The sequence below is a fragment of the Serratia sp. CY74737 genome, assembly GCF_052166775.1.
GTDB classification, from domain to species: Bacteria; Pseudomonadota; Gammaproteobacteria; order Enterobacterales; family Enterobacteriaceae; genus Serratia; species Serratia ureilytica.
The window spans coordinates 111882-135269 of record NZ_JBJNOF010000009.1 but is presented as its reverse complement, the minus strand read 5'-3'; the positions used below and the strand labels follow the sequence as shown (position 1 = coordinate 135269).

24 protein-coding genes are annotated in these 23388 nt (G+C 60.6%); 13 read left to right on the top strand and 11 right to left on the bottom strand.

Features of this window, described 5'->3' with window-relative positions:
- The first annotated feature begins 1 nt into the window (after position 1).
- Positions 2-646, top strand: a complete 645-nt coding sequence (locus ACJ8PE_RS14885) for a Qnr family pentapeptide repeat protein (protein ID WP_033642796.1) — start codon at positions 2-4, stop codon at positions 644-646.
- On the opposite strand, the gene ACJ8PE_RS14880 is transcribed toward ACJ8PE_RS14885, so the two are convergent.
- Positions 636-1259: a LysE family translocator gene (locus tag ACJ8PE_RS14880; protein WP_033642797.1), complete on the bottom strand. Its 624-nt coding sequence runs from the start codon at positions 1257-1259 to the stop codon at positions 636-638. The genes ACJ8PE_RS14885 and ACJ8PE_RS14880 overlap by 11 nt on opposite strands.
- Positions 1260-1633: 374 nt before the next feature.
- Between ACJ8PE_RS14880 and cspE the strand changes: the two genes are divergently transcribed.
- On the top strand, positions 1634-1846 hold the full coding sequence (gene cspE / locus ACJ8PE_RS14875) for a transcription antiterminator/RNA stability regulator CspE (protein ID WP_004941268.1): 213 nt from the start codon (positions 1634-1636) through the stop codon (positions 1844-1846).
- Positions 1847-2252: 406 nt separating this feature from the next.
- On the opposite strand, the gene ACJ8PE_RS14870 is transcribed toward cspE, so the two are convergent.
- Positions 2253-2930, bottom strand: coding sequence for an isochorismatase family protein (locus ACJ8PE_RS14870; RefSeq protein WP_016928046.1), 678 nt, complete (start codon positions 2928-2930; stop codon positions 2253-2255).
- 253 nt (positions 2931-3183) lie between these two features.
- On the opposite strand from ACJ8PE_RS14870, the gene ACJ8PE_RS14865 reads away from it, so the two are divergent.
- Positions 3184-3612: a universal stress protein gene (locus tag ACJ8PE_RS14865; protein WP_197792851.1), complete on the top strand. Its 429-nt coding sequence runs from the start codon at positions 3184-3186 to the stop codon at positions 3610-3612.
- A gap of 314 nt (positions 3613-3926) precedes the next feature.
- A complete protein-coding gene (locus ACJ8PE_RS14860) occupies positions 3927-4682 on the top strand; it encodes an SDR family NAD(P)-dependent oxidoreductase (protein WP_016928044.1) in 756 nt (251 codons plus the stop codon).
- Between the two features lie 43 nt (positions 4683-4725).
- Here the strand turns inward: ACJ8PE_RS14860 and ACJ8PE_RS14855 are convergent, their stop codons facing one another.
- Genes ACJ8PE_RS14855 through puuD form a run of 4 tightly spaced genes read right to left on the bottom strand, consistent with a single transcriptional unit; the run spans position 4726 to position 8845 of the window.
- Positions 4726-6006 carry an NAD(P)/FAD-dependent oxidoreductase gene (locus ACJ8PE_RS14855; RefSeq protein ID WP_016928043.1) on the bottom strand — a complete coding sequence of 427 codons (1281 nt, stop codon included), beginning with the start codon at positions 6004-6006 and terminating at the stop codon, positions 4726-4728.
- Between the two features lie 11 nt (positions 6007-6017).
- The gene (gene puuC, locus ACJ8PE_RS14850) at positions 6018-7514 is read right to left on the bottom strand and encodes an aldehyde dehydrogenase PuuC (protein WP_033642800.1); all 1497 of its coding nucleotides are present in this window, start codon (positions 7512-7514) and stop codon (positions 6018-6020) included.
- Between the two features lie 15 nt (positions 7515-7529).
- The gene (gene puuR, locus ACJ8PE_RS14845; RefSeq protein WP_016928041.1) at positions 7530-8087 is read right to left on the bottom strand and encodes an HTH-type transcriptional regulator PuuR; all 558 of its coding nucleotides are present in this window, start codon (positions 8085-8087) and stop codon (positions 7530-7532) included.
- Entirely contained in the window at positions 8084-8845 is a 762-nt protein-coding gene (gene puuD, locus ACJ8PE_RS14840; protein ID WP_025302552.1) for a gamma-glutamyl-gamma-aminobutyrate hydrolase, read from the bottom strand. Before puuD ends, puuR begins: the two co-directional genes overlap by 4 nt.
- A 219-nt stretch (positions 8846-9064) precedes the next feature.
- Between puuD and ACJ8PE_RS14835 the strand changes: the two genes are divergently transcribed.
- The 5 genes from ACJ8PE_RS14835 to ACJ8PE_RS14815 all read left to right on the top strand — a co-directional run bounded on the left by ACJ8PE_RS14835 (position 9065) and on the right by ACJ8PE_RS14815 (position 14737).
- Complete coding sequence (locus ACJ8PE_RS14835; RefSeq protein ID WP_197792853.1) at positions 9065-10483, top strand: glutamine synthetase family protein; 1419 nt, start codon at positions 9065-9067, stop codon at positions 10481-10483.
- A gap of 308 nt (positions 10484-10791) precedes the next feature.
- Positions 10792-12162, top strand: a complete 1371-nt coding sequence (locus ACJ8PE_RS14830; RefSeq protein ID WP_033642803.1) for an APC family permease — start codon at positions 10792-10794, stop codon at positions 12160-12162.
- A 91-nt stretch (positions 12163-12253) separates the two neighbouring features.
- Positions 12254-13147 (top strand): aromatic amino acid DMT transporter YddG, encoded by an 894-nt coding sequence (gene yddG, locus ACJ8PE_RS14825; RefSeq protein ID WP_197792854.1) that lies wholly within the window; start codon positions 12254-12256, stop codon positions 13145-13147.
- Positions 13148-13220: 73 nt separating this feature from the next.
- Entirely contained in the window at positions 13221-13493 is a 273-nt protein-coding gene (locus ACJ8PE_RS14820) for a hypothetical protein (protein ID WP_033642807.1), read from the top strand.
- A gap of 362 nt (positions 13494-13855) precedes the next feature.
- Positions 13856-14737, top strand: coding sequence for a nucleoside-specific channel-forming protein Tsx (locus ACJ8PE_RS14815; RefSeq protein WP_033642808.1), 882 nt, complete (start codon positions 13856-13858; stop codon positions 14735-14737).
- Positions 14738-14791: 54 nt separating this feature from the next.
- On the opposite strand, the gene ACJ8PE_RS14810 is transcribed toward ACJ8PE_RS14815, so the two are convergent.
- Entirely contained in the window at positions 14792-14971 is a 180-nt protein-coding gene (locus ACJ8PE_RS14810) for a hypothetical protein (RefSeq protein WP_033642811.1), read from the bottom strand.
- A gap of 442 nt (positions 14972-15413) precedes the next feature.
- Here ACJ8PE_RS14810 and ACJ8PE_RS14805 point away from each other — a divergent pair, with 442 nt between their 5' ends.
- Together ACJ8PE_RS14805 and ACJ8PE_RS14800 are read left to right on the top strand one after the other, a co-directional pair.
- On the top strand, positions 15414-15911 hold the full coding sequence (locus ACJ8PE_RS14805; RefSeq protein ID WP_197759997.1) for an anti-virulence regulator CigR family protein: 498 nt from the start codon (positions 15414-15416) through the stop codon (positions 15909-15911).
- A 115-nt stretch (positions 15912-16026) separates the two neighbouring features.
- Positions 16027-16557, top strand: a complete 531-nt coding sequence (locus ACJ8PE_RS14800; protein WP_047576102.1) for a chorismate mutase — start codon at positions 16027-16029, stop codon at positions 16555-16557.
- A 3-nt stretch (positions 16558-16560) separates the two neighbouring features.
- Here ACJ8PE_RS14800 and ACJ8PE_RS14795 read toward each other — a convergent pair whose 3' ends face one another.
- The 4 genes from ACJ8PE_RS14795 to hutC form a co-directional block, all read right to left on the bottom strand.
- Entirely contained in the window at positions 16561-18096 is a 1536-nt protein-coding gene (locus ACJ8PE_RS14795) for a serine hydrolase domain-containing protein (RefSeq protein ID WP_197759998.1), read from the bottom strand.
- 237 nt (positions 18097-18333) lie between these two features.
- Entirely contained in the window at positions 18334-19137 is an 804-nt protein-coding gene (hutG, locus tag ACJ8PE_RS14790) for an N-formylglutamate deformylase (protein WP_197759999.1), read from the bottom strand.
- The gene (gene hutI, locus ACJ8PE_RS14785) at positions 19134-20357 is read right to left on the bottom strand and encodes an imidazolonepropionase (RefSeq protein ID WP_404768946.1); all 1224 of its coding nucleotides are present in this window, start codon (positions 20355-20357) and stop codon (positions 19134-19136) included. The genes hutG and hutI overlap by 4 nt, the downstream gene beginning before the upstream one ends.
- Before the next feature lie 157 nt (positions 20358-20514).
- Positions 20515-21270, bottom strand: a complete 756-nt coding sequence (gene hutC / locus ACJ8PE_RS14780; protein WP_033652097.1) for a histidine utilization repressor — start codon at positions 21268-21270, stop codon at positions 20515-20517.
- Positions 21271-21450: 180 nt separating this feature from the next.
- Between hutC and ACJ8PE_RS14775 the strand changes: the two genes are divergently transcribed.
- Positions 21451-22821: a formimidoylglutamate deiminase gene (locus ACJ8PE_RS14775; RefSeq protein WP_164119725.1), complete on the top strand. Its 1371-nt coding sequence runs from the start codon at positions 21451-21453 to the stop codon at positions 22819-22821.
- Positions 22821-23384, top strand: coding sequence for a HutD/Ves family protein (locus tag ACJ8PE_RS14770; RefSeq protein WP_033652099.1), 564 nt, complete (start codon positions 22821-22823; stop codon positions 23382-23384). Before ACJ8PE_RS14775 ends, ACJ8PE_RS14770 begins: the two co-directional genes overlap by 1 nt.
- Positions 23385-23388: the final 4 nt, after the last annotated feature.

Below are 23388 nucleotides of genomic sequence, written 5' to 3'. Positions count from 1 at the left end.
AATGAGCCTGGCGCTAAAGGGTGAGAAGATCGCGCGTAACCGCTTTACCGGCGAAAAAATTGAAAACGGCAGCTTTATGCTGTGTGATTTTTCGGGCGCCGATCTGACCGGCACCGAATTTATCGGCTGTCAATTTTACGATCGCGAGAGCCGACAGGGCGGTAACTTCAGCCGCGCGATCCTGAAAGACGCGAGTTTTAGAAGCTGCGATTTATCGATGGCCGATTTCCGCCACGTTGACGCATTGGGGTTGGAGATCCGCGAATGTCGCGCGCAGGGAGCAGATTTTCGCGGCGCCAGCTTTATGAATATGATCACCAGCCGCACCTGGTTTTGCAGCGCCTATATCACCAAGAGCAACCTGAGCTACGCCAATTTTGCCAAAGTGGTGTTGGAGAAATGCGAGCTGTGGGAAAACCGTTGGCACGGTGCGCAGGTGCTCGGCGCCAGCTTCAGCGGCTCCGATCTGTCCGGCGGCGAATTCTCCGGTTTTGACTGGCGCGCCGCCGATGTCACCCAGTGCGATCTGAGCAACGCGGAACTGGGCGAGTTGGATTTGCGCACCACCGATCTGCAGGGCGTTAAAATGGACAGTCACCAGGCCGCTCAACTGCTGGAGCGGCTGGGGATCGCAATCATCGGCTGAAGAGCTGCCTGATGCCCAGGCTGATGATCAGCACGCCGCAGGCGCGATCGATCCAGGCTTTACTGCGTCGGTAGGCGCTGGCGATCGGCGCGTGCGACAGCACCAGCGCCACCAGGCCATACCACAGGCTAGCGACTACCGCGACCTCCAGCAGCATGGCGGCGAAGGTGGGCATGGAGACATGGGCAGGCGCCGCCGACGAAAACACCGCGGCGTAAAAGGCGACGGATTTGGGGTTGGCGATGTTGGTGGCGACCCCTTGCAAGAATGCCGATCTGAAGCCGGAGTTCACCCCACCCGCCGCGCCGACAACCCCTGAGCCGGGAGCTGCATGGGCGATCAGCCGATAACCGAACCAAATCAAATAACCTGCGCCGGCCACTTTTACCGCCAGCGCCAGCCAAGGGAACAGGGTGAAAATCATGCCGACGCCGAGCAGGGCGCTGCTCGCCCAGAACAGGTTGACCAAGACAATACCTGCCACCAGAGCGAAAGCCTCGCTGCGGCGCGCGGAAACGGCTTTGTGTGCAACGGCGACAAAGTTGGGGCCGGGGATCACCACGCCGACAATATACACGGTGAAGACGGCGAGCACGGCTGGCATATCAATCATCGGTTAACGGCCTGTAAGAAGGGGGAACCTAGTTCTATAATGAATCGCCGGTATGATCCAGCAGTGCGAAAAAATTTTTTCATAGGCCGTTAGCGGCAGATGCAGGCGGTGATTTGCGGTAATAAATTTATGAGGCAGATGAATATAATTTAAAATATATCTTGATTAAATAATTTAGCTGTGTGTAAATAGCGTCATCGGTTTGTAGTACAGACCTTATGAAAGCAGTTTTAGTAAAGCAGTTCTCAGTATTAGCGATATCCCTCAGATACCTCTTCTTCCGCGAATTCTCTTCTCTAGCGCCCCATAAGTTTCCAATAAAAACAGACCTCTATCGACCTATGGCGTCGAAAAAATATAAAGGAAATATCTCTATGTCCAATAAAATGACGGGTTTGGTAAAATGGTTTGATGCAGGTAAAGGCTTTGGCTTTATCACCCCGGCAGACGGCGGCAAAGACGTGTTCGTACACTTCTCCGCTATCCAGAGCAACGATTTCAAAACGCTGGACGAAGGCCAACAGGTTGAGTTCACTATCGAAAATGGCATGAAGGGGCCTTCTGCCGGCAACGTGGTCGCGTTATAATTTTTGGCCGAGGTGCAATTTCTTACGACAGCGATGATGGTTTAAGCCGGAGCAGTTAAGCAATGAAATCCTCAGCCTGAATAAACTCCGGGTTCGCCCGGAGTCTTTCTCGATACGTCATTAGCTCAGCAGGAAGAGCGGCAGCGAAATTATTCGTTGGCGGACTGGGGTTCGATTCCTCGATGACGCTCCAATAATTAATGATTATTGGCAACAGAAAAACAGATTGCCGCAGAATTAATAACGCCGCGTTTCAGTCTATTTTTCTGTTGTGAAAAAGTCGCGCTTAGGCTGCGTAATGTTGGAGTGTGGGATGGACGCTTACGCCATAACATGACAGCCGGGAAAGTCACCGGCACACGATTAATAGCCCCGGCCTTGGCCGGGGTTTTTTATGCCCGCGATCTTAACGCTGCGAGTCCAGCAGTTCGTTATTTTTCACCACGTCCTGCGCCTTGAGGTAGCTCTCGATCAGCAGCTGATAGGCCGGGAAGATTTTGGTGTAGACCTCGGCCCACTGCTGAGCGTCGGCGCGGTTCCAGCTGCCCTGCAGCTCGGAGGCGACGCCGGCGGTGTCGATCGGCACCACGCCCGCCTGTACCACGCGCGCCAGGGTAATTTCCTGCGCCATTTTCGAGTAGGTGCCGGAGGCGTCGATCACCGCGAAGACCTTATAGCCTTCGGCCACCGCGCTGATGGACGGAAAGGCCATGCAGACGCTGGTGATGGTGCCGGCGATGATCAGGGTTTTGCGGCCGGTGGCTTTGACCGCCGCCACGAAGTCCGGGTTGTCCCAGGCGTTGATTTCCCCTTTACGGGCGACGTATTGCGCGTGCGGCGCATTCTGGTGAATTTCCGGGATCAGCGGGCCGTTGGGGCCCTGCGGCACCGAGGCGGTGGTGATCACCGGCAGTTTGCTGAGGGTGGCGATGCTGGCGAGGGCGGCGGCGCGAGCGCGCAGTTCGGTCATCGGCATATCGGCGACGGTCTGAAACAGACCGCTCTGGTGGTCGATCAGGAGCATGACCGCGTCATTAGCATCAATAACAGGACGCTGGCCGTTGAAGTTGGCTGGAGTGCTCATGGTGTTTTCCTTTTCTCGTCGTGAGGTCAGTGGGTATCTTCTTTGATTGATAAGGCTGAAACTCAGCACTTGCCTACAGTGTAGAGAGAGGAGATAAATCCGGTAGAGCCTAAAGCCGGGATGCATCGTTCCATTAATAGAACGACACTGCAGCAGGCGAGGGGGCCGGCGCTGGGCTAAACTTAAGGTGCATGAGAAACATGCGGCAAGGAACGCCATCCTGTTCATGGGTTTGACGCGGAGGGCCGCCGTCATGGCTTATCAGCATATCGTTGTCGCCACGGATCTCAGCGAAGACGCCGAGTTCCTGTTGGGCAAGGGCGCCAGGTTGGCTGCCGCGCTCCAGGCCAAACTTTCACTGATTTATATCGATATTCACCGCGCCGGTTATTATGTCGATCTGGGCGTGGGAGATTACAACTACACCGATCGCACGTTTTCGGAGCGGGTGAAGAATATGCTCAATGCGATCAAAGGGCAGTCTTCCTATCCGGTGGAAGAGGTGATCGTCAGCCGTGGCGCGTTGACGGAGGAGCTGAATCGGGTGGCGAAGGAAAAAGGGTTCGATCTGGTGATCTTCGGCCATCACCACGATGTCTGGAGCCGGTTGATCTCTTCGACGCGTCAGGCGATCAATGAGTTGAACGTCGATCTGCTGGTGATCCCCATCGAGAAAAAATAGTCGCGGCCGCCGACGGGTGGCTGCTTTTTTCATTCGCATCGCTTATCTCTGAGCGGCCATAACCGTCTATCCGCAATAATCCCGCTTGCTGACAATCCGCCAGGAAAATAGTGACTGTCCGAAATTTTATTATCTCCATCAATATGTTGGCCAAAATCCGATAAAGATTAACCCAGCGCATTGAAATGACTCGCATACCTCCTTTTGGTTAATAAACCGCACGTTTTGACTGGCTCTCAGGGAGCCTGCGTCTTATCCTCGGGGCAATGAGATTTGTATGACTTATATAAATGCGTTTACATGGAGGAGGTCTCATGCGTTTTGACAATAAAGTCGTGGTTATCACCGGTGCGGGCAATGGCATGGGGGAAGCGGCGGCGCGGCGTTTCTCCGCCGAGGGCGCCATTGTGGTGCTGGCCGACTGGGCCAAGGAAGCGGTAGACAAGGTCGCCGCTTCGCTGCCGAAGGGCCGCGCGATGGCGGTGCATATCGACGTTTCCGATCACGTGGCGGTTGAAAAAATGATGAACGAGGTGGCGGAAAAACTGGGCCGCATCGACGTCCTGCTGAACAACGCCGGCGTACACGTGGCGGGTAGCGTGCTGGAAACCAGCATCGACGACTGGCGTCGCATCGCCGGGGTCGATATCGACGGCGTGGTGTTCTGTTCCAAATTCGCCTTGCCGCACTTGCTGAAAACCAAAGGCTGCATCGTCAATACCGCATCGGTGTCCGGCCTGGGCGGTGACTGGGGCGCGGCCTATTACTGCGCGGCGAAAGGCGCGGTGGTTAACCTGACGCGCGCCATGGCGCTGGATCACGGCGGTGACGGCGTGCGCATCAACTCGGTCTGCCCGAGCCTGGTCAAAACCAACATGACCAACGGCTGGCCGCAGGAGATCCGCGACAAGTTCAATGAGCGCATCGCGCTGGGGCGTGCGGCGGAGCCGGAAGAAGTGGCGGCGGTGATGGCGTTTCTGGCCAGCGACGACGCCAGCTTTATCAATGGCGCCAACATTCCGGTCGATGGCGGGGCGACCGCCTCGGACGGCCAACCGAAGATCGTCTAAGCGTTAATGCGCAGGCCCGGCCATCATGACCGGGCCTGTTGTTTTAGACGCCGATGCGATCGCGCAGCGTGTAGTAGGCCGCGCCGATGGCGGTGAACGGGATCTGCAGATTGCGTCCGCCGAAGAACGGCAGGTGCGGCAGCTTGGCGAAGGCGTCGAAGCGTTCGGCGTCGCCGCGCATCAGCTCGGCGATCAGCTTGCCCGCCAGATGGGTGCAGGTTACGCCGTGGCCGCTGTATCCCTGCATGTAGTACACGTTATTCTCCAGCCGGCCGAACTGCGGCATGCGCGACAGCGTCAGCAGGAAGTTGCCGGTCCAGCGATAGTCGATACGCACGCCTTTCAACTGCGGGAAGGTCTTCAGCAGCTTCGGCCGGATCAGGTTATCGATGTCGTCCGGATCGCGCGCGCCGTACACCACGCCGCCGCCGTACAGCAGACGATGATCGGCGGTGATGCGGTAGTAATCCAGCAGGTAGTTGCAGTCCTCCACGCAGTAATTCTGCGGGATCAGCGCCTGCGCTATCTCCGGCGCCAGCGGTTCGGTGGTCACCACCTGGGTACCGCACGGCATGCTGCGCTTGGCCAGCCGCGGCTCCAGCTTATCGCCCAGATAGGCGTTGCCGGCGACGATGACGAAGCGCGCCTTCACTTGGCCATTGGCGGTGCTGATGAGCGCCGGTTCGCCGTGGCGAATGTTCGTCACCGCCGATTGCTCGAAGATGCGCCCGCCCTGCAGGCGAATCGCCTCGGCCTCGCCCAGCGCCAGATTGAGCGGATGGATGTGGCCGCCGCTGTGATCGAGCAGCGCGCCGACGTAACGATCGCTGGCGATCTCCTGGCGCACCCGGTCCGCGTCGAGCAGCTCAAGCTGGGTATTGCCGTAGCGCTCCCAGTTGCGTTTTTGCTCGATCAGCGCATGGAACTGCTTGTTGTTCAGGGCGGCGAAGATGCCGCCGGGGCGGTAGTCGCAGTCGATGGCGTAGCGGCTGATGCGGCTGCGAATGATCTCCGCGCCTTCGAACATCATGCTGCCGAGCAGGCGGGCGCTTTCCGCGCCGTAACGCTCTTCAATCACATCGATGTCGCGGCTGTAAGAGTTGACCAACTGGCCGCCGTTGCGGCCGCTGGCGCCGAAACCGATGCGCGCAGCTTCCAACACCACCACGTCGTAACCGGCTTCCACCAGGAACAGCGCGGAGGAGAGGCCGGTATAGCCGCCGCCGATCACGCAGACGTCGCATTCGATCGATTCATTCAGTTGCGGATAGGGCTGATGTGCGTTGGCCGTGGCCGCATAATAGCTTTTTACGTGTTCAGTCATGATGTAAGCCCTTATTCCAGCGAGATCCAGGTGGTTTTCAATTCGGTGAATTTGTCCAGCGCATGCAGCGATTTGTCGCGGCCGTTGCCGCTTTGCTTGTAACCGCCGAACGGCACGGTCATGTCGCCGTCGTTGTAGTTGTTGACGAACACCGTACCGGCCTTCAGTTGGCGCGCCATGCGGTGCGCGCGCGCCAGATCGCGGGTCCAGACCGCGGCGCCGAGGCCGTAGTCGCTGTCGTTGGCCAGCTGCAGCGCCTGTTGCTCGTCGTCGAACGCCGTCACCGCCAGCACCGGGCCGAAGATTTCATCGCGCGCCACGCTCATGGCATTGTCCACCTGGGTGAGGATGGTCGGCCCCAGATAGCCGGCGTGGTCGCCCTGCGGATGGTCGCGCCCGTCGAGGAACAGCGCGGCGCCCTGGCTCAGCCCCCGATCGATATAGCCGGCCACTTTCTCGCAGTGGCCGCTGTCGATCAGCGTGCCCATCACCGTGTCGGGATCGAGCGGATCGCCGGGCACGAAAGCCGCCGCGTGTTTGCGCAGCGCCTGCAGGAACGCTTGCTCTATGCTCGCTTCGACCAGCAGGCGAGTGCCGGCGATGCACACCTGCCCCTGATTGTAGAAGATGCCGGCGGCGGCGCTGCGGGCGGCCTGATCCAGATCCGGGCAGTCGGCGAAGACGATGTTGGCGCTTTTGCCGCCGGCCTCCAGCCAGACACGCTTCATGTTCGATTCGCCGGCGTAAATCATCAGCTGTTTCGCCACCAGCGTAGAGCCGGTAAAGGTGAGGGCGTCGACGTCGCGGTGCAGCGCCAGCGCCTTGCCGGCGTCGTGGCCGTAGCCGGGCACCACGTTCAGCACGCCGTCCGGCAGCCCGGCCTGTTGCGCCAGTTTGCCGAGCAGGATGGCGCTCAGCGGTGACTTTTCTGAGGGTTTGAGCACCACGCTGTTGCCGGCGGCCAGCGCCGGGCCGAGCTTCCAGCAGGCCAGCAGCAACGGGAAGTTCCAGGGCACGATGGCGCCGACCACGCCGATCGGCTCGCGTTCGATCAGCGCCAGCGCCTCGCGACCGGTGGGGGCGATTTCGCCGTACACCTTATCGATCGCTTCGGCGTACCAGCGGATGCAGCGGATAGCGCCCGGCACGTCGTCGCGCAGGCTGTGACGAATCGGTTTGCCGGTGTCCAGCGTTTCCAGCAGCGCCAGCTCTTCGTGATGCTGTTCCATCAGCTCGGCGAATCGCAGCAGCGTGGCTTTGCGCTGCGCCGGCGCGGCCTGGGCCCAGTCGCCGCGTTCAAAGGCGGCGCGCGCCGCGCTGACCGCCCGATCGATGTCGGCGGCTTCGCCGCGCGCGACCTGCGCCAGCTCACGGCGACCGGCGGGATCTTCGACGGCGAAACGTTTCCCCGCGGCGGCCGGCTGGTAACGGCCGTCGATAAACAGCTGGTGCTCAATCTTCAGGGCCTGCGCCCGTTGTTGCCAATACTGCAAATGGTGAAAGTTCATGCCTGGCTCCGTTGATCAGAATGTCGTCGGCGTATGGGCGCTGATAATCCGGCAAATGCGCGCCGACGTGTTGCTGAAACTGTGGGGAATGCCGGTATTGATGGCGTAGCTCTGCCCGGCCAGCAGGTGATAGCTCTGGCCGTTGACCTGCAGCACCACTTCGCCTTCCAGCAGCGTGCCGATCTCTTCCCCTTGGTGTTTGATGCGCTCGCCGGTGGTGGTGCCCGGTTCGTAGGTCTCGATCATCATTGCCAGCGTGCGATTCGGGTCGCCGTTATGGATCAGCTTCATCGATACGCCCTGGCTGCCGATCTCGATCAGGTCGTCGCTGTCTATCACGATCTGCGGCTCAGCCGGTTTTTCCGGTTCGGCGAAAAACGCCGACAGCGACAGACCGTATACCGTCAGCAGCTTTTGCAGCGTGCTGATGGCCGGGCTGACCTTGTCTTGCTCGATAGTACTGATGGCGCTGTGGGTTAACCCAGACAGTTCGGCGACCCGGCGCTGCGACAACCCCAATTGTTGACGGATCTGCGACAGACGTTTTCCCGGTGCCAAGCTGACGTCGCTCATGGGCGTTTTTCCTTTTGATAGTTCCGACAGGCGGTAATGAAACCATCAAACAACAGGCGCGACAGGGCGTACTCGTCGCTGTTCCACTCCGGGTGCCACTGCACGCCGAGCGCGAAAGGCTGATCGCGTACGCTGATCGCCTCCACCAGCCCGTCGGCGGCGTGCGCCTCGATGCGAACGCTCGCGCCCAGGGTTTTGGCGCCCTGGCCGTGCAGCGAGTTCACCCAGAATCTGTTGCAATCCGGTATCAGTTGCGAAAGCAGCCCCCCTTCCTGAACGATGACCTCGTGGGCGGGGGCGTATTGCTGTTCCAGCGGCAGGTCGTGATCTTCACGATGCTCCAGCAGCTCGGGCAGTTCGTACAGGCGGCGATGCAGGGTGCCTTGAGTGGCGACCACCATTTCCTGCATGCCGCGGCAAATGGCGAAAAGGGGAATGCGCCTGTCGAATGCCTGGCGGATCAGCGCCAGGCTCAACGCGTCTCGGCCAGGATCGGCGTCAGGCTCATCGCCGTTTTCACCATAAAGGTGCGGTTGCACATTACTGGGGCTGCCGGGCAACAGAATGCCGTCGAGGCGCGGCAACAGTTCCGCCAGCATTTCCGGCTCCGCCAGCGCGTGCGGCAGGGCGATCGGCAAGCCGCCGGCGGTGATAACGGCATTCAGGTACTTTTCTTGCAAGGTCTGTGTGAGGTGCCCGTTTAACCTATACCTGCACATGACGACGCCAATGACTGGCCTGTTAAATATATTGTCCATGCTATCCCCTTGGTACGTTCGAAATTATGAACGATAAGCTTCTCCACCGCCGATTTCGTTCAATATTCTATAAATCTAGCAGTCGATTGGGCAATATTCAAACCAAAAGTAACACTTGCAAAACAAATTTGTTTCATCTACGTTTCATTTGTGGGCATTATATTGAACAATGCGGTCAATAAACATCGACGACAGCAAAACACAAACGGCGGGTGAACCATGCAGACCAACATCGTAGAAGTGGAAAACTTTGTTCAGCACAGTGAAGAGAGACGAAGTAGCGCGTTCCAGCGCGAAGTGAAGAAGTATCTGGAACGTTATCCGTTAACCCAACATGTCGACGTACTGTTGACCGACCTGAACGGCAGCTTCCGCGGCAAACGCATCCCGGTCAGCGGCCTGAACAAACTGGAGAAGGGCTGTTACTTCCCGGCGTCGGTATTTGCGATGGATATTCTCGGCAACGTGGTGGAAGAGGCCGGGTTGGGGCAGGAGCTGGGCGAGCCGGATCACGTGTGCGTGCCGGTACCGGGCACGCTGACGCCGTCGGCGGCGGATCCGCAATATATCGCGCAGGTGCTGCTCACCATGTTGGATGAAGATGGCACTCCCTTTGACGTTGAACCGCGCAATGTGCTGAACCGAGTGTGGCAGCGTTTGCGTCAGCGCGGGCTCTCCCCCGTGGTAGCGGTAGAGTTGGAGTTCTATCTCATCGATCGTCAACGCGATGCGGAGGGGTATCTGCAGCCGCCGTGCGCACCGGGGACCCAGGAGCGCAACACCCAAAGCCAGGTGTACTCCGTCGATAACCTGAATCATTTCGCCGACGTGCTGAGCGAGATCGACGAACTGGCGCGCTTGCAGGGCATTCCGGCGGACGGCGCGGTGGCGGAGGCGTCGCCGGGGCAGTTCGAGGTCAACCTGCACCATACCGATGATGTGCTGCAGGCCTGCGACCATGCGCTGGCGCTGAAGCGCTTGGTGCGCATGGTGGCCGAGAACCACAATATGCAGGCGACCTTTATGGCCAAGCCGTATGAAGAGCACGCCGGCAGCGGCATGCACGTGCACATCAGCATGCTGAATGCGCAAGGCGACAACGTGTTCGCCGATGACGACGGCGAAGATTCGGCGCTGCTGAAACAGGCGCTGGCGGGCATGATCGCCCTGATGCCGTCTTCGATGGCGCTGCTGGCGCCGAACGTCAACGCCTACCGCCGCTTCCAGCCCGGCATGTATGTGCCGACCCAGGCCTCCTGGGGGCATAATAACCGCACCGTGGCGCTGCGCATTCCCTGCGGCGATCGTGATAACCGCCGGGTGGAGTATCGCGTGGCGGGCGCCGACGCCAACCCGTATCTGGTGATGGCGACCATTCTGGCCGGCATCGTCTACGGCCTGGAAACCGCATTGCCGCTGCCTGAGCCGGTGACCGGCAACGGGCTGGAGCAGGACGGGCTGCCGTTCCCGATCCGTCAGAGCGACGCGCTGTACGAGTTCGAACATCAGCCGGTGCTCAATGCATTGTTGGGCGAACGCTTCAGCCATGTCTACCTGGCCTGCAAAACCGATGAGCTGGTGCAGTTTGAGCGCCTGATCACCGAAACCGAGATCGAGTGGATGCTGAAAAACGCCTGATCCCGCTCACCCAACCATGACCGCGCGCGTCCGGCGCATTTCATCGGCTCTCCTGTGGCCGGCGAGGCTGCGCGCTGCGGTACAGAATTTCTTCTATCACGGCGTACAGGACGCCGACGAGGAAATAACCATGACTCAGTCATCCCCCTGCGCAGACGTTTGCCTGTGCCGCAGTGCCGACGGGCCGGTCGCCGGCCGCCCGACAGCGATCCCAACCCGTTTTTACCGCCGCCTGAGCAGCAGTTTCCCTGCGGCCTCTCTGAATGACGTTGCACGGTTGACAGCAGAGGACCAAAAGGGGAAATGCCATGACGACTAAAGCCATCGACGGCGGCCAGGCGGGCAAACCGCAGCTGCGCAAATCCCTCAAGCTGTGGCAGGTGGTGATGATGGGCCTGGCCTATCTGACGCCGATGACGGTGTTTGACACCTTCGGCATCGTCTCCGGCCTCACCGACGGCCATGTGCCGACCTCCTACCTGCTGGCGCTGGCCGGCGTGCTGTTCACCGCCATCAGCTACGGCAAACTGGTGCGCCAGTTTCCCACCGCCGGATCCGCCTACACCTATGCGCAGAAGGCGATCAACCCGCACGTCGGTTTCCTGGTGGGATGGTCGTCGCTGCTGGACTATCTGTTCTTGCCGATGATCAACACGCTGCTGGCCAAGATCTACCTGACCGCGCTGTTCCCGGAGGTGCCGCCCTGGGTGTGGGTGGTGGGCTTCGTGATTCTGATCACCGCCATCAACCTGAAAAGCGTCAATTTGGTGGCCAACTTCAATACCCTGTTCGTACTGGCGCAGGTGGCGATCATTCTGGTATTTATCTACCTGGTGGTACGCGGCCTGCACAACGGCGAGGGGATGGGTACGGTGTGGAGCCTGCGGCCGTTCCTCAGCGAGAATGCGCACCTGCTGCCGATCATTACCGGCGCGACTATCCTGTGCTTCTCGTTCCTCGGCTTTGACGCAGTCACCACGCTGTGTGAAGAGACGCCCGACGCCGCCAAGGTGATCCCGCGCGCCATCTTCCTGACCGCGCTGTACGGCGGGGTGATCTTTATCAGCGTGTCGTTCTTCATTCAGCTGTTTTTCCCGTCCATTCAACGCTTTCATCAGCCCGACGCCGCACTGCCGGAGATTGCGCTGTACGTCGGCGGCAAACTGTTCCAGTCGATCTTCCTGTGCGTGACCTTTATCAATACGCTGGCCTCCGGCTTGGCGTCGCACGCCAGCGTGTCGCGCTTGCTGTACGTGATGGGGCGCGACAACGTGTTCCCGGAGAAATTCTTCGGCTATATCCATCCCAAATGGCGCACGCCGGCGCTGAACGTGTTGATGGTCGGGCTGGTGGCGTTGTCGGCGCTGTCGTTCGATCTGGTGACCGCCACGGCGCTGATCAACTTTGGCGCGCTGGTGGCCTTTACCTTCGTTAACCTGTCGGTGATCAGCCACTTCTTTATTCGCGAAGGGCGCAACAAAAGCTGGAAGGATCGTTTCAACTTCCTGTTCCTGCCGTTGGTGGGGGCGCTGACGGTGGGCGTGCTGTGGCTGAATCTGGAGAAGAGCTCGCTGACCATGGGATTGATCTGGGCGACGCTGGGCTTCGGCTACTTGGCCTGGCTGACCCGGCGTTTTCGCCAGCCGCCGCCGCAGCTGGAGCGACAACCGCAGCAATAAATTCACAGGCGGGAGTTTCCCGCCTTTCTTTTTGGCGCGTGCGGCAGTAGAGTGAAAAACCTGATAAAAAATAACCTATTGGACCTGCCTTATGCCCGCTTTGCCCTCGCGTACCCGCGCCACGCTGTTCGGTTTGTTGGCCATCGTGCTGTGGAGCAGCGTCGTTGGCCTGATCAGAAGCGTCAGCGAAGGGCTGGGGCCTGTCGGCGGCGCGGCGATGATCTACAGCGTCAGCGCGGCGTTCTTGCTGGTGGCGCTCGGCGTGCCGAAATGGCGCAGCTTTCCGCGGCCTTACCTGATCGTCGGCAGCCTGCTGTTCGTCAGCTACGAGATCTGCCTGTCGCTGTCGCTCGGCTACGCCAATACCCGCCTGCAGGCGATAGAAGTGGGCATGATCAACTACCTGTGGCCCTGTTTCACCGTGCTGATGGCGCTGGCGCTCAACGGCCAAAAGGCGAAATGGTGGCTGCTGCCGGGGCTGCTGCTGTCGCTGTTCGGCATCGGCTGGATCATGAGCGGCGAGGGCGGCTGGTCACCGGCGCAGATGCTGGCCAACGTGCGCAGCAATCCGCTCAGCTATACGCTGGCGTTCAGCGGCGCGGTGATCTGGGCGCTGTATTGCAACCTGACCAAGAAGATCGCCCGGGGCAGCAACGGCGTGGTGCTGTTTATCGCGCTGACCGCGTTGGCGTTGTGGCTGAAGTACGCCTTCAGCGCGGAAAGCGGCATGCAGTTCAGCGTCGGCGTGACCGTGACGCTGCTGTGCGCCGGGGTGGCGATGGGGGCGGGGTATGCCGCCTGGAACGTCGGCATTCTGCACGGCAACATGACGCTGCTGGCGACCGTCTCCTATTTTACCCCGGTGCTGTCGGCGGTGTTCGCCGCGCTGGTGCTGCACACGTCGCTGACCGCCAATTTCTGGCAGGGCGTAGCGATGGTCACCCTGGGCTCGCTGATCTGTTGGCGGGCAACTCGCGGAAATTAACGGAAATTATCCGCCATCGCCGCAATGTTGAACTAGAATTTAACTAGCCATGTTGCCTGAAGGAACGACGACAATGAGAAGTGACATTCAATTTATTCAGCAGCCTGAAATCGACGTGCATCATTATGAGCGCGGCGATACCGTGCGCCTGACCACGGCGAATTTGCGGCATGAATATCAGCTCGATGTTTATATTTTGCGCCGCGATGACAAGCTGATTTACGGTTCGGTCGTCGCGGCGGCGCCCAAAACCGATATTCCGGTCGCCAGCTGGGAGGTCAAAAACGGTGAAGAGGTGGCGTTCCGCCAGGAAAACATCGCCAAAGCGGTGCCGGCGGTAAGCTGATTTCACGTTCCGCACTTTCTCCTGATACTGATGAAGGCCGACGCTCGCGCGTCGGCTTTTTCTTTTCCACCTCGTGATGACGCTCTGATGTCATTTGGCTTAAAAACTGCGCTAAAAAACGCGACACATGACAAAAATCACAGCGAATGTGAATTTGCATGAAACATAATTTGACAAATGTGAACGCAATCGATTACCTATTCGCGAAATGCGTAACTGGATCACAGATTCTTACAGTCAGTGGTTTCTATAATGCGCGCGTCATCCGAGTTTCTGTGTGAAGACAACGCCAGGTGTCGGCAGACTCATTGTCATCTTTTCTAAACGGGCAGGAAATGGCCCTTTAAGCATGTGGTAATAAAATGAAAAAAATAGCTCTCGCAGCAGGTGTACTGCTCGCAGCGTCTTACAGTGCATCATCAATGGCTGATAGCAAAGACAGTCAATATGTCTCCGACTGGTGGCACCAGAGCGTTAACGTGGTGGGCAGCTACCACACCCGTTTCGGGCCGCAGCTGAATAACGACGTGTATCTCGAATACGAAGCCTTCGCCAAGAAAGACTGGTTCGATTTCTACGGCTACGTTGACGTGCCGAAGTTCTTCGGCGTGGGCAACACCCCGGATCGCGGCATTTGGGACAAAGGCTCCCCGCTGTTTATGGAGATTGAACCGCGCTTCTCCATCGACAAACTGACCGGCACCGATCTGAGCTTCGGCCCGTTCAAAGAGTGGTATTTCGCCAACAACTACATTTATGATCTGGGCCACAACGCCGACGGCCGTCAGAACACCTGGTACATGGGTCTGGGTACCGATATCGACACCGGCCTGCCGATGAGCCTGTCGATGAACATCTATGCCAAATACCAGTGGGAAAACTACCAGGCCGCCAACGAGAACAGCTGGGACGGTTACCGCTTCAAGGTGAAATACTTCGTGCCGCTGACCCAAGTGTGGGGCGGCAATCTGAGCTACATCGGCTTTACCAACTTCGATTTCGGTTCCGATCTAGGCAAGGACAGCCATTGGGTTGACGGCACCGGCAAACAGGTGCGCACCGGCAACTCGATCGCCTCCAGCCATATTTTGGCGCTGAACTACGATCACTGGCATTATTCTTTCGTGGCGCGTTACTTCCATAACGGCGGCCAGTGGCAGGATGGCGCGGAGATCGGCACGCCGCAGGGCCCGATCAAGTCTACCGGTTGGGGTTACTACCTCGTAGTCGGCTATAACTTCTGATTTTCCGTGTTATCAGAAACAGAAAACCCCGCCTGGCGGGGTTTTTTTTCGTCATCACTGGGCTTGTTCTACCGGGAGATGCCTCACCGGCATAAACAGCCTGCCTTTGATCACGTGACATTCATTATTTATCCAACTAATGATTTGTTCACGGCTGACGCCTTCCGACTGCGCGTAACGATGAAGATCGCCGTTAAAGTGCCGAGTGATGTATTCCATGAGGGTCATTTGCACGTCTTTTGCTCCTGAACGCCCACCCGTTGCCAGCCTGGCCACCGCGGGAGGTTAAGGTTTCTCAGACAGCGAATGTAAATTATCGGCAACGAAATCTCAACATAAAGCACCAAATAGGGGCGACGCCGGTGGGAAAAAGAATCCCGCACGGAAAGGCGGGAAGTGTTCGATATTATCATTCTGGATGATAAGAATAAGATTTGAGGTGCGACGAAAAAGAGCACGCTAACTCTTTTTTGTTACCGTCCCACGCTAGCGGAAGGCTTATTTTTCTTCAAGAAAAATCGGGGGTAGATTTCGGAATTCTCGAGGCGTTTTGCGTTAAAACAAGAGAGTGGCGCGAATGCCGTAAAACCGCACTGTCATCTCGGAGTTTTCCTTATACTTTATCCGGAAAAGGCCAACTATAGTAAACAGAGTCCCCCACGCAGGAATACACAACATGAACAAACGTCGTACGACTCTCACGGTGTTGGCACTGATTGCATCGCTGGGGTTGTCATCCGCCCCGGCCATGGCCGACAAAGGCGGTAATGGTAACGGCAACGGGCATGGCAACAGCGGCAATCATGGCAATAACGGTAACCACGGCAACAACGGCAATCACGGCAACAAAGGCAACAAAGATAAAGGCGACTATAGAGACTATAGAAACGACGATAATCTGGTTTCCGTCAGCCTCTCGCGTGACCGCGCCCGTTCGCTGGCGCACACCTACGGGCTGACCGGCTACCGCTCGTTGCCGCCGGGCATCGCCAAGAATCTGGCGCGCGGCAAACCGCTGCCGCCGGGCATCGCCAAAAAAATGGTGCCGTCTTCGATGCTGCGTGAACTGCCGCAGTATCCGGGTTATGAATGGCGCATCGCCGGCGACGATCTGGTGCTGGTCGCGCTCAGCACCGCGATTGTGGCTTCCGTCATCAACGGCGTGTTCAACTAACGCCGGTTGGGTCTCATCGGGCCTCGCTGCGGCGGGGCCTTTTTTATTTGCCGGCGCGGGGCTGACGTGGTGAACTTGGCGCCTGACCTTTTCACTGCATCATAAGGGAGGCGCCATGTTCAGGGCGTTATTGATAGCGTGTTGCCTGACCAGTTTTCCGGCGTTGGCGGACGGCGGCGCCGCTATCGGCGAGCTGGTGAACCAACGGCTGTCGTTGATGAAAGACGTGGCCGGTTACAAGGCGCAGCAGCATTTGCCGATCGAAGATCTGGCGCAGGAGGCGAAGGTGTTGGCCAACGCGCAGGCGGAAGCGGGGCGTTTGGGGCTGGAGCCGGCGTCGGTACGGCCTTTTATCACCGCGCAGATGGACGCCGCCAAGGCGATTCAGTACCGCTATCGCGCCGACTGGTTGGCGAGCCCGGAAAGCGATTGGCAGCCGCGCCCGCTGGCGCAGGTGCGGGTGCAGATCGGGCAATTGAGCAGCCGGATACTGCAGCGTTTGGCGGCGCGGCTGCGCGCCGGCCCGCTCGACGCGGCGGATCGGGCGGCGTTTATGGCGTCCGTGGAACAGGTGAATCTCAGCGCCGCCGACAAACGGCGGCTGGCGGATGCGCTGCTGGCGGTCAAAACCGACAGCGCGCGCTGATCGTCAGTCGCGGCCGACGGTGCTGCGGCGGAAGGTCAGCATCCGGCTGCGGTTGGCGATGAGATCCACGTTGTAACCGCGGAAATAGAGGCAAAAGCGTTTCAACCACGGGCCGTCCTGGCACTCCACCAGCATGCGGCCCTGGCCCAGCGGGCTGAGCGTGCCGGTCTGCGCCGCCGGGCCGACGCCGATATGCACCCGATTGCCGCGAATTTCAAAGGCGGTGCGATAGTGCGGGTGGTACCACAGCCCCTGCACATGCTTCAGGCAGTCGCCGTTGGCCGTGACCGGCAGGAAACGGCGCGCCACGTGTCCAACCTCGCCCTCTACTGCTTCGCCGGTCCACTTCAGCCTGATGGGCATATGAGCGGATAGCGACACCGCGTACCCGTCCTCCCCTTGATACAGCGGTTCATCGCTGCCCAGATAGGCCAGGTTACCGTTTTTGACTTCCAGCCAGTGCGGCTCCGCCAGCGTGGCGTAGAGGCCGTCGGGGATCGCCGCGCTGCGCTGCGGCAGCGGTTCGCCCAGCAGCGTCGCCATCACCTGCAAGGCCATGCCGAAACTGTCGCAGTCTTCGCGGTTGGCCACCAGCGCGACGCCGGCCTGACGGTCGGGCGCCAGCAGGAAATAGGTTTTGTAACCGGCATGGGAGCCGCCGTGGCCCAGCAGGCTGCGGCGGCCCAGCGGCGTGCGCGCCAGCCCCAGGCCATAGGCGCTGAGTTGGCCCTGATTGAGGCGGCGCGGCGCGCTGAGCTGCGCCAGCACGCCCTGGCCGGGGCCCTGGTCGGCCAGCAGCGTTTGCAGCCAGCGGGTGAGGGCGTTGAGGCTGCCAGTCAGGCTGCCGGAGGCGGAAAGGTGCAGACCGGCGCTGGCGTGTTGCCAGCCCTGCGGCGCCCGCCAGTAACCCGGCACCAACCCCGGCACTACGTCGAACCAGCTTTCCGGCGCCCGCATCTGCACCTGCAGCGGCTGGGCGATATGCCGTTGCACCAACTGGTCGAAATCATACCCTTTGCTGCGCAGCGCGGCCTCCAGCAGCCGATAGCCGGTATTGCTGTAGGCGATCTCGCTGCCGGCTTCGTAGTTCAATTTCTCCAGCCCCTCGACGAACTGCATCACCGGCTGCGCCTCGCTGACGGCGTGCAGCGAGATGCCCAGCAGGCCGAGCGTCTCGCGCACGTCGGGCAGGCCGCCGGTCATGTCCAGCGCCTGGCCGACGGTAACGTCCGCCAACGCGGGCTGTAGGGCGGGGAGCAGTTCACCCAGGCGTTGCTCCAGCCGAATGGCGCGCTCGGTGGCGTTCAGCGCCAGCGCGGCGAAGATATGCTTGGTCACTGAGGCATAACGCACCACGCTGTCGGCGGTGAAGGGGGTGTTCTGCGCCAGATCGGCCAGGCCGGCGCAGGCGGTGGCGCGGCGTTGTTGGGCGTCAAACAGGGTGATGGCGCCGCCGGGTTCGCCATGCCGTTGCCAGCCGGCCAGCAGTTGTTCGGCCAAGGCGCCGGCAGCGCGCCAGTTTAACGGTGTTACAGACATAGGGCCTCCAGAGAGTATTCGAAACGGGCCAGCTCGGCCACACGCCGCCCGGCGCTGAGCGCGGGCTTTTGGGCTGATTGTGGCGCAGTGCGTTTTTCGTCGGCCGCCGTTTTGTGCGCTGTTTAGACCAGCTAGCGGGGAATCACGCGAAACTTTGATATAGCGCGCAGATTGCTGCTGGCGTTGCGGTTAGAGGCAGGAGAAAAACAGGCGCCCGGCGGCGCCTGTAAAGGGGGATCAATTCAGTCTGGCGGCACCGTCCAACAGGCTTTCAATTATCTGCTTGAGCAGGCGCTGCAGCGAGGCGGCGCGCTGGGGCTCGAACGCAAAAGGATACTGTTCGGACATGTAGTTGACCTGCGCCAGTTCGAGCTGGATCGCATGCTGTTGCTGCTGCGGTTGACCATAGGCGCGGGTGATATAACCGCCCTTGAAGCGGCCATTCAGCACGTGGGTGTACTGCTGTTGCTGCTCGCAGCAGGCGACCAGCCGATCGCTCAGCGCCTGGGCGCAGCTTTCGCCGCCGTTGGTGCCGAGGTTGAGATCCGGCAGTTTGCCGTCGAACAGCCGCGGGATCACCGAGGCGATGGAGTGCGCGTCGAACAGCAACGCATAGCCGTGCCGCGCTTTGAGGCGCGCCAGCTCGTTCTGCAGCTGCTGATGATAAGGTTGCCAAATTTGCTGCAGATAGCCGGCGCGTTCTGTGTCCGTCGGCGTTTTGCCCGGCAGGAAGCTTGGGCGGCCGTCGAACAGCACATCGGGATACAGACCGGTGGTGGCGGTGGTGTACAGCGGTTTGTCGTCCGCCGGGCGGTTCAGATCGATGACGAAGCGCGAATAGTTGCCGACCAGTACGCTGGCGCCCATCGCCCGGGCGAAGTCGTACAGCTGCGGGATATGCCAGTCGGTATCGGGCAGCGGGCGGGCATCGTCGGTCAGCCCGGCCTCGACCGCCGGCGTCAGTTGCGTGCCGGCGTGTGGGATGCTGATCAGCAGCGGCAGGCTGCCGATCTGGAAGCTAAAAGGATCGCGAATGGTCATTGACGTACTTCTCCTCGGAAAATCACCGTACAGGGCAGCTGGCCGCCCAACCAATAAGCCAGTTCCGCCGGCCGCGACAGCGGCCAGTGAACAAAATCCGCCACCTTGCCGGTTTCCAGCGTGCCGTGGCTGTGTTGCAGCCCCAACGCTTTGGCGGCGTGGGTCGTGACGCCCGCCAGCGCTTCTTCCGGCGTCAGGCGGAACAGCGTGCAGGCCATGTTGATCATCAGGCGCAGCGACAGCGCCGGCGACGTGCCGGGATTGGCGTCGCTGGCGATCGCCATTGCCACGTTGTGTTTGCGGAACAGCTCTACCGGCGGGCATTGGGTTTCACGCAGCAGGTAGTAGGCGCCCGGCAGCAGCACCGCCACGGTGCCGGCGTCGCCCATGGCGCGGGCATCTTGTTCGGTGGCGTATTCGAGATGGTCGGCGGAGAGCGCGTGATGGCGCGCCGCCAGCGTGCTGCCGCCGAGGGCGGAGAGCTGTTCGGCGTGCAGTTTGACCGGCAGACCGGCGGCTTCGGCGGCGGCGAAGACTCGCTCCACCTGCGCCGGCGAGAACGCCAGATGTTCGCAGAAGGCGTCAACCGCATCCGCCAGGCCGGCGGCGGCGGCCTGCGGGATGATGGTATTGCAGACCAGATTGATGTAGTCGTCGGCGCGGTTGGCGTATTCCGGCGGCAGCGCATGGGCCGCCAGACAGGTGGTTTTCACCTCGACCGGCAGCAGCTCGCCCAGTTTGCGCGCCACCCGCAGCATTTTCAGCTCGCTTTCCGGGCTGAGACCGTAGCCGGATTTGATTTCCACGCAGGTGACGCCTTCCGCCAGCAGCGGCCGCAGGCGGAACAGCGCTTGTTCCAGCAGCAGCGCTTCGTCGGCCTCGCGGGTGGCTTTCACGGTGGAGATGATGCCGCCGCCCTGCGCGGCGATGTCGGCGTAGCTTACGCCGTTCAGCCGCTGTTCGAATTCGCCGCTGCGGTTGCCGCCGAACACCAGGTGCGTGTGGCAATCAACAAAGCCGGGGGTGATGATGCCGCCGTCGAATTTCACCGTTTCGTCCGCCATCAGGCCGGGCGGCAGCGCCGCATGTTCGCCAATCCAGACGATCTTGCCGTCGCGTACGGCGATGGCGCCATCGGTCAGGGTGTGATATTTGCCGTCGCGCATGGTGACGATATCGGCGCCGTGCCACAGGCTGTCACAGTGAATTTCAGACGTCATTGCTTTCCTCCGCCGGAGCCACAGCTCCCACATGGTTGTATATACAATTAAAAACAACCTAACGCATTCATCGGGATGTCACAAGAGGCGGGAGAGATTTTGTTATCAGGATGTGATCGACCGCGGAGATGCGGGCGCAGGGTGCGCCCGCCGGGGATCAGACTTCGCTGGTGAAGCGGCCGAACAGCTGGTAACGGCTGCCGGGGTACAGCAGCCGGGCCGAGGTCACCACGGTTTTGCCGGACCAGGTGCGACGGTGGATCAGCAGGCCGGGTTCGTGGTCCTCCAGCTGCAGCAGCTCGCGTTCGCGCCGGGTCGGGATCACCGCTTCGACGATGTGTTCGCCGGCGGTCAGCGGCGCGGCCTGCGTCAGATAGGTGTAGGGCGTGACGCGGTCGAAATCCTGCTTCAGGTAATCCGGCGCCACCAGCGGATTGACGCAGCGGTCTTCCACCTGCACCGGCACGTCGTTTTCGTAATGCACGATCTGCGAATAGAACAGCCGTTGGCCGGGCTGAATGCCGAGCGCCGCCGCCTCTTCCTCGCTGGCCGGGCGGGCCTTCAGCTCGAGGATTTTGCTGCTGTGGCGATGACCGCGCGCGGCGATCTCATCGGCGATGTTGTGCACTTCCAGCAGCGCGGTGTGCGCCTTGGCTTCGGCGACGAAGGTGCCGACGCCCTGCATGCGGATCAGAAAACCTTCGCTGGTCAGCTCGCGCAGCGCGCGGTTGATGGTCATGCGGCTGACGCCCAGTTCCGCCACCAGTTCACTTTCGGAGGGCACGCGCTGGTGCGGTTGCCAGTGCCCCGCACGGATTTGATTCACGATCGCCTGTTTGACCCGTTGGTAGATCGGGGCGGGGGCATCGCTCATTGCAGCCGCCAGTTGTAACACGGTCTGTTGTTCAGCCACGACGTTAACCTCGTCAAATAAAAAAATAATAACACCAGTTTACTGTTGATGTCGGCGTATGTATATGTATATACAACTAGTGGCCGTCGCGCCAGAAACTTGCTGGCGACCGCCAAAAATTCCTGAAGACGCGCCATCGCCGCGCCTTATTCGCCGTTACATTAACCGTGGAATACTGCCATGCCTGCTTATTTTGCCCCACGCGCTTTGCTCCCTGAGGGCTGGGCGCATAACGTCCGGCTGGACGTCGATGCGCAAGGTTATCTGACTCAAGTTACCGCCAACGCTGAACCGCAAGGCTGCACCCGGCTGCACGGCGATGCGGTGCCGGGCATGCCGAACCTGCACTCCCACGCCTTTCAGCGCGCGATGGCCGGGTTGGCGGAAGTGGCGGGCAACCCGCAGGACAGCTTCTGGACCTGGCGCGATCTAATGTACCGCCTGGTGCAGCGCCTGACGCCGGAGCAGGTGGAGGTGGTCGCCCGTCAACTGTATATCGAAATGCTCAAGGGCGGATATACCCAGGTGGCCGAATTCCACTACCTGCATCACGACGCCGACGGCAAGCCTTACGCCGATCGTGGTGAAATGACCGGCCGCCTCAGCGCGGCCGCGCATCAGGCCGGCATCGGCATGACGATGCTGCCGGTACTGTACAGCTACGCCGGTTTCGGCGCCCAGCCGGCCCAGCCGGGGCAGAAACGGTTTATCCAGGACACCGAAAGCTATCTGCAACAGCAGCAGGTGATTGCTCGCCAACTGGCGGATCGCCCGTTGCAGAATCACGGTCTGTGTTTCCATTCGCTGCGCGCGGTGGAACTTGGCCAGATGCAACAGATTTTGGCCGCGTCGGATCGCACCTTGCCGGTGCATATTCATATCGCCGAGCAGCAAAAAGAGGTGAACGACTGCCTGGCGTGGAGCGGGCAGCGACCGGTGGCCTGGCTGTATGACCATCTGCCGGTGGATCAGCGCTGGTGCCTGGTGCACGCCACCCATCTGGATCGCGATGAGCTGGAAGCGCTGGCGCGCAGTCGCGCGGTGGCCGGCCTGTGCCCGACCACCGAAGCCAACCTCGGCGACGGCATTTTCCCCGGCGACGCCTATCTGCAGCAGCAGGGGCGTTGGGGCATCGGCTCCGACAGCCACGTTTCGCTCAACGTGGTGGAAGAGCTGCGTTGGTTTGAATATGGGCAGCGGCTGCGCGATCAGCGCCGCAATCGCCTGACGACACCGCAGCAATCGGCGGTGGGCGATGTGCTGTATCACCAGGCGCTGCAAGGCGGCGCGCAGGCGTGTGGCGCGCCGATCGGCCGCTTGCAGAGCGGCTATCGCGCCGACTGGCTGGTGCTGGACGGCGACGATCCGTATTTGGCGGCGGCGCCGGATGCCTCGATCCTCAACCGCTGGCTGTTCGCCGGCGGCAAAGAGCAAATTCGCGACGTGTTCGTCGGCGGCCGACAGGTGATCGAGCAGGGGCGGCACGCGCTGCAGCAGCAGAGCAGCGCCGAGTTCCTGCAGGTGCTGAAAACCTTTCAGCAGGAGGCGTGATGAGCCTGACCCGTTTTAATTTCGCTGGGCTGCCGGTCAGCCCGTGGCGCAACGGCGGCGGGGAAACCCGTGAAATCGTCAGTTGGCCGCCGGGCGAGCCGGATTTCGACTGGCGCGCCAGCATCGCCACCATCGCGCAGGACGGGCCGTTTTCCGCCTTTGCGGGCATTGACCGTTCGATCACGCTGCTGGAAGGCGACGGCGTGCGGCTGTTCAGCGCCGGGCATATCGACCATCAGTTGGCGCGTATCGGGGAGCCGTTCGCCTTTTCCGGCGACGTGGCGCTGGAAGCGACGCTGCTGGGCGGCGCCAGTCAGGATTTCAACATCATGACGCGCCGCGGCCGGCTAGCGGCGCAGGTGCAACGCAGCGCCGAGCCGCTAACCTTGCCGCCGGGGCGGGCGGGGGTGCTGTATGTGCTGAGCGGGCTCTGGTCGCTGCCGGGGGGCGGCGAACTGAGCGCGCGCGAGGGCGTCTGGTGGACGGCATCGGCGGCGGGGGGCGACGTGGCGCCGTTAAGGGCCGGCAGCGCTATCCTGTGGGCGGACATCACACCCCGTTAACGCA

Coding starts and splice junctions, on each gene's coding strand:
- ACJ8PE_RS14885 (WP_033642796.1), top strand. CDS start 2: ATGAGCCTGGCGCTAAAGGGTGAGAAGATCGCGCGTAACCGCTTTACC.
- ACJ8PE_RS14880 (WP_033642797.1), bottom strand. CDS start 1,259: ATGATTGATATGCCAGCCGTGCTCGCCGTCTTCACCGTGTATATTGTC.
- cspE (WP_004941268.1), top strand. CDS start 1,634: ATGTCCAATAAAATGACGGGTTTGGTAAAATGGTTTGATGCAGGTAAA.
- ACJ8PE_RS14870 (WP_016928046.1), bottom strand. CDS start 2,930: ATGAGCACTCCAGCCAACTTCAACGGCCAGCGTCCTGTTATTGATGCT.
- ACJ8PE_RS14865 (WP_197792851.1), top strand. CDS start 3,184: ATGGCTTATCAGCATATCGTTGTCGCCACGGATCTCAGCGAAGACGCC.
- ACJ8PE_RS14860 (WP_016928044.1), top strand. CDS start 3,927: ATGCGTTTTGACAATAAAGTCGTGGTTATCACCGGTGCGGGCAATGGC.
- ACJ8PE_RS14855 (WP_016928043.1), bottom strand. CDS start 6,006: ATGACTGAACACGTAAAAAGCTATTATGCGGCCACGGCCAACGCACAT.
- puuC (WP_033642800.1), bottom strand. CDS start 7,514: ATGAACTTTCACCATTTGCAGTATTGGCAACAACGGGCGCAGGCCCTG.
- puuR (WP_016928041.1), bottom strand. CDS start 8,087: ATGAGCGACGTCAGCTTGGCACCGGGAAAACGTCTGTCGCAGATCCGT.
- puuD (WP_025302552.1), bottom strand. CDS start 8,845: ATGGACAATATATTTAACAGGCCAGTCATTGGCGTCGTCATGTGCAGG.
- ACJ8PE_RS14835 (WP_197792853.1), top strand. CDS start 9,065: ATGCAGACCAACATCGTAGAAGTGGAAAACTTTGTTCAGCACAGTGAA.
- ACJ8PE_RS14830 (WP_033642803.1), top strand. CDS start 10,792: ATGACGACTAAAGCCATCGACGGCGGCCAGGCGGGCAAACCGCAGCTG.
- yddG (WP_197792854.1), top strand. CDS start 12,254: ATGCCCGCTTTGCCCTCGCGTACCCGCGCCACGCTGTTCGGTTTGTTG.
- ACJ8PE_RS14820 (WP_033642807.1), top strand. CDS start 13,221: ATGAGAAGTGACATTCAATTTATTCAGCAGCCTGAAATCGACGTGCAT.
- ACJ8PE_RS14815 (WP_033642808.1), top strand. CDS start 13,856: ATGAAAAAAATAGCTCTCGCAGCAGGTGTACTGCTCGCAGCGTCTTAC.
- ACJ8PE_RS14805 (WP_197759997.1), top strand. CDS start 15,414: ATGAACAAACGTCGTACGACTCTCACGGTGTTGGCACTGATTGCATCG.
- ACJ8PE_RS14800 (WP_047576102.1), top strand. CDS start 16,027: ATGTTCAGGGCGTTATTGATAGCGTGTTGCCTGACCAGTTTTCCGGCG.
- ACJ8PE_RS14795 (WP_197759998.1), bottom strand. CDS start 18,096: ATGTCTGTAACACCGTTAAACTGGCGCGCTGCCGGCGCCTTGGCCGAA.
- hutG (WP_197759999.1), bottom strand. CDS start 19,137: ATGACCATTCGCGATCCTTTTAGCTTCCAGATCGGCAGCCTGCCGCTG.
- hutI (WP_404768946.1), bottom strand. CDS start 20,357: ATGACGTCTGAAATTCACTGTGACAGCCTGTGGCACGGCGCCGATATC.
- ACJ8PE_RS14775 (WP_164119725.1), top strand. CDS start 21,451: ATGCCTGCTTATTTTGCCCCACGCGCTTTGCTCCCTGAGGGCTGGGCG.
- ACJ8PE_RS14770 (WP_033652099.1), top strand. CDS start 22,821: ATGAGCCTGACCCGTTTTAATTTCGCTGGGCTGCCGGTCAGCCCGTGG.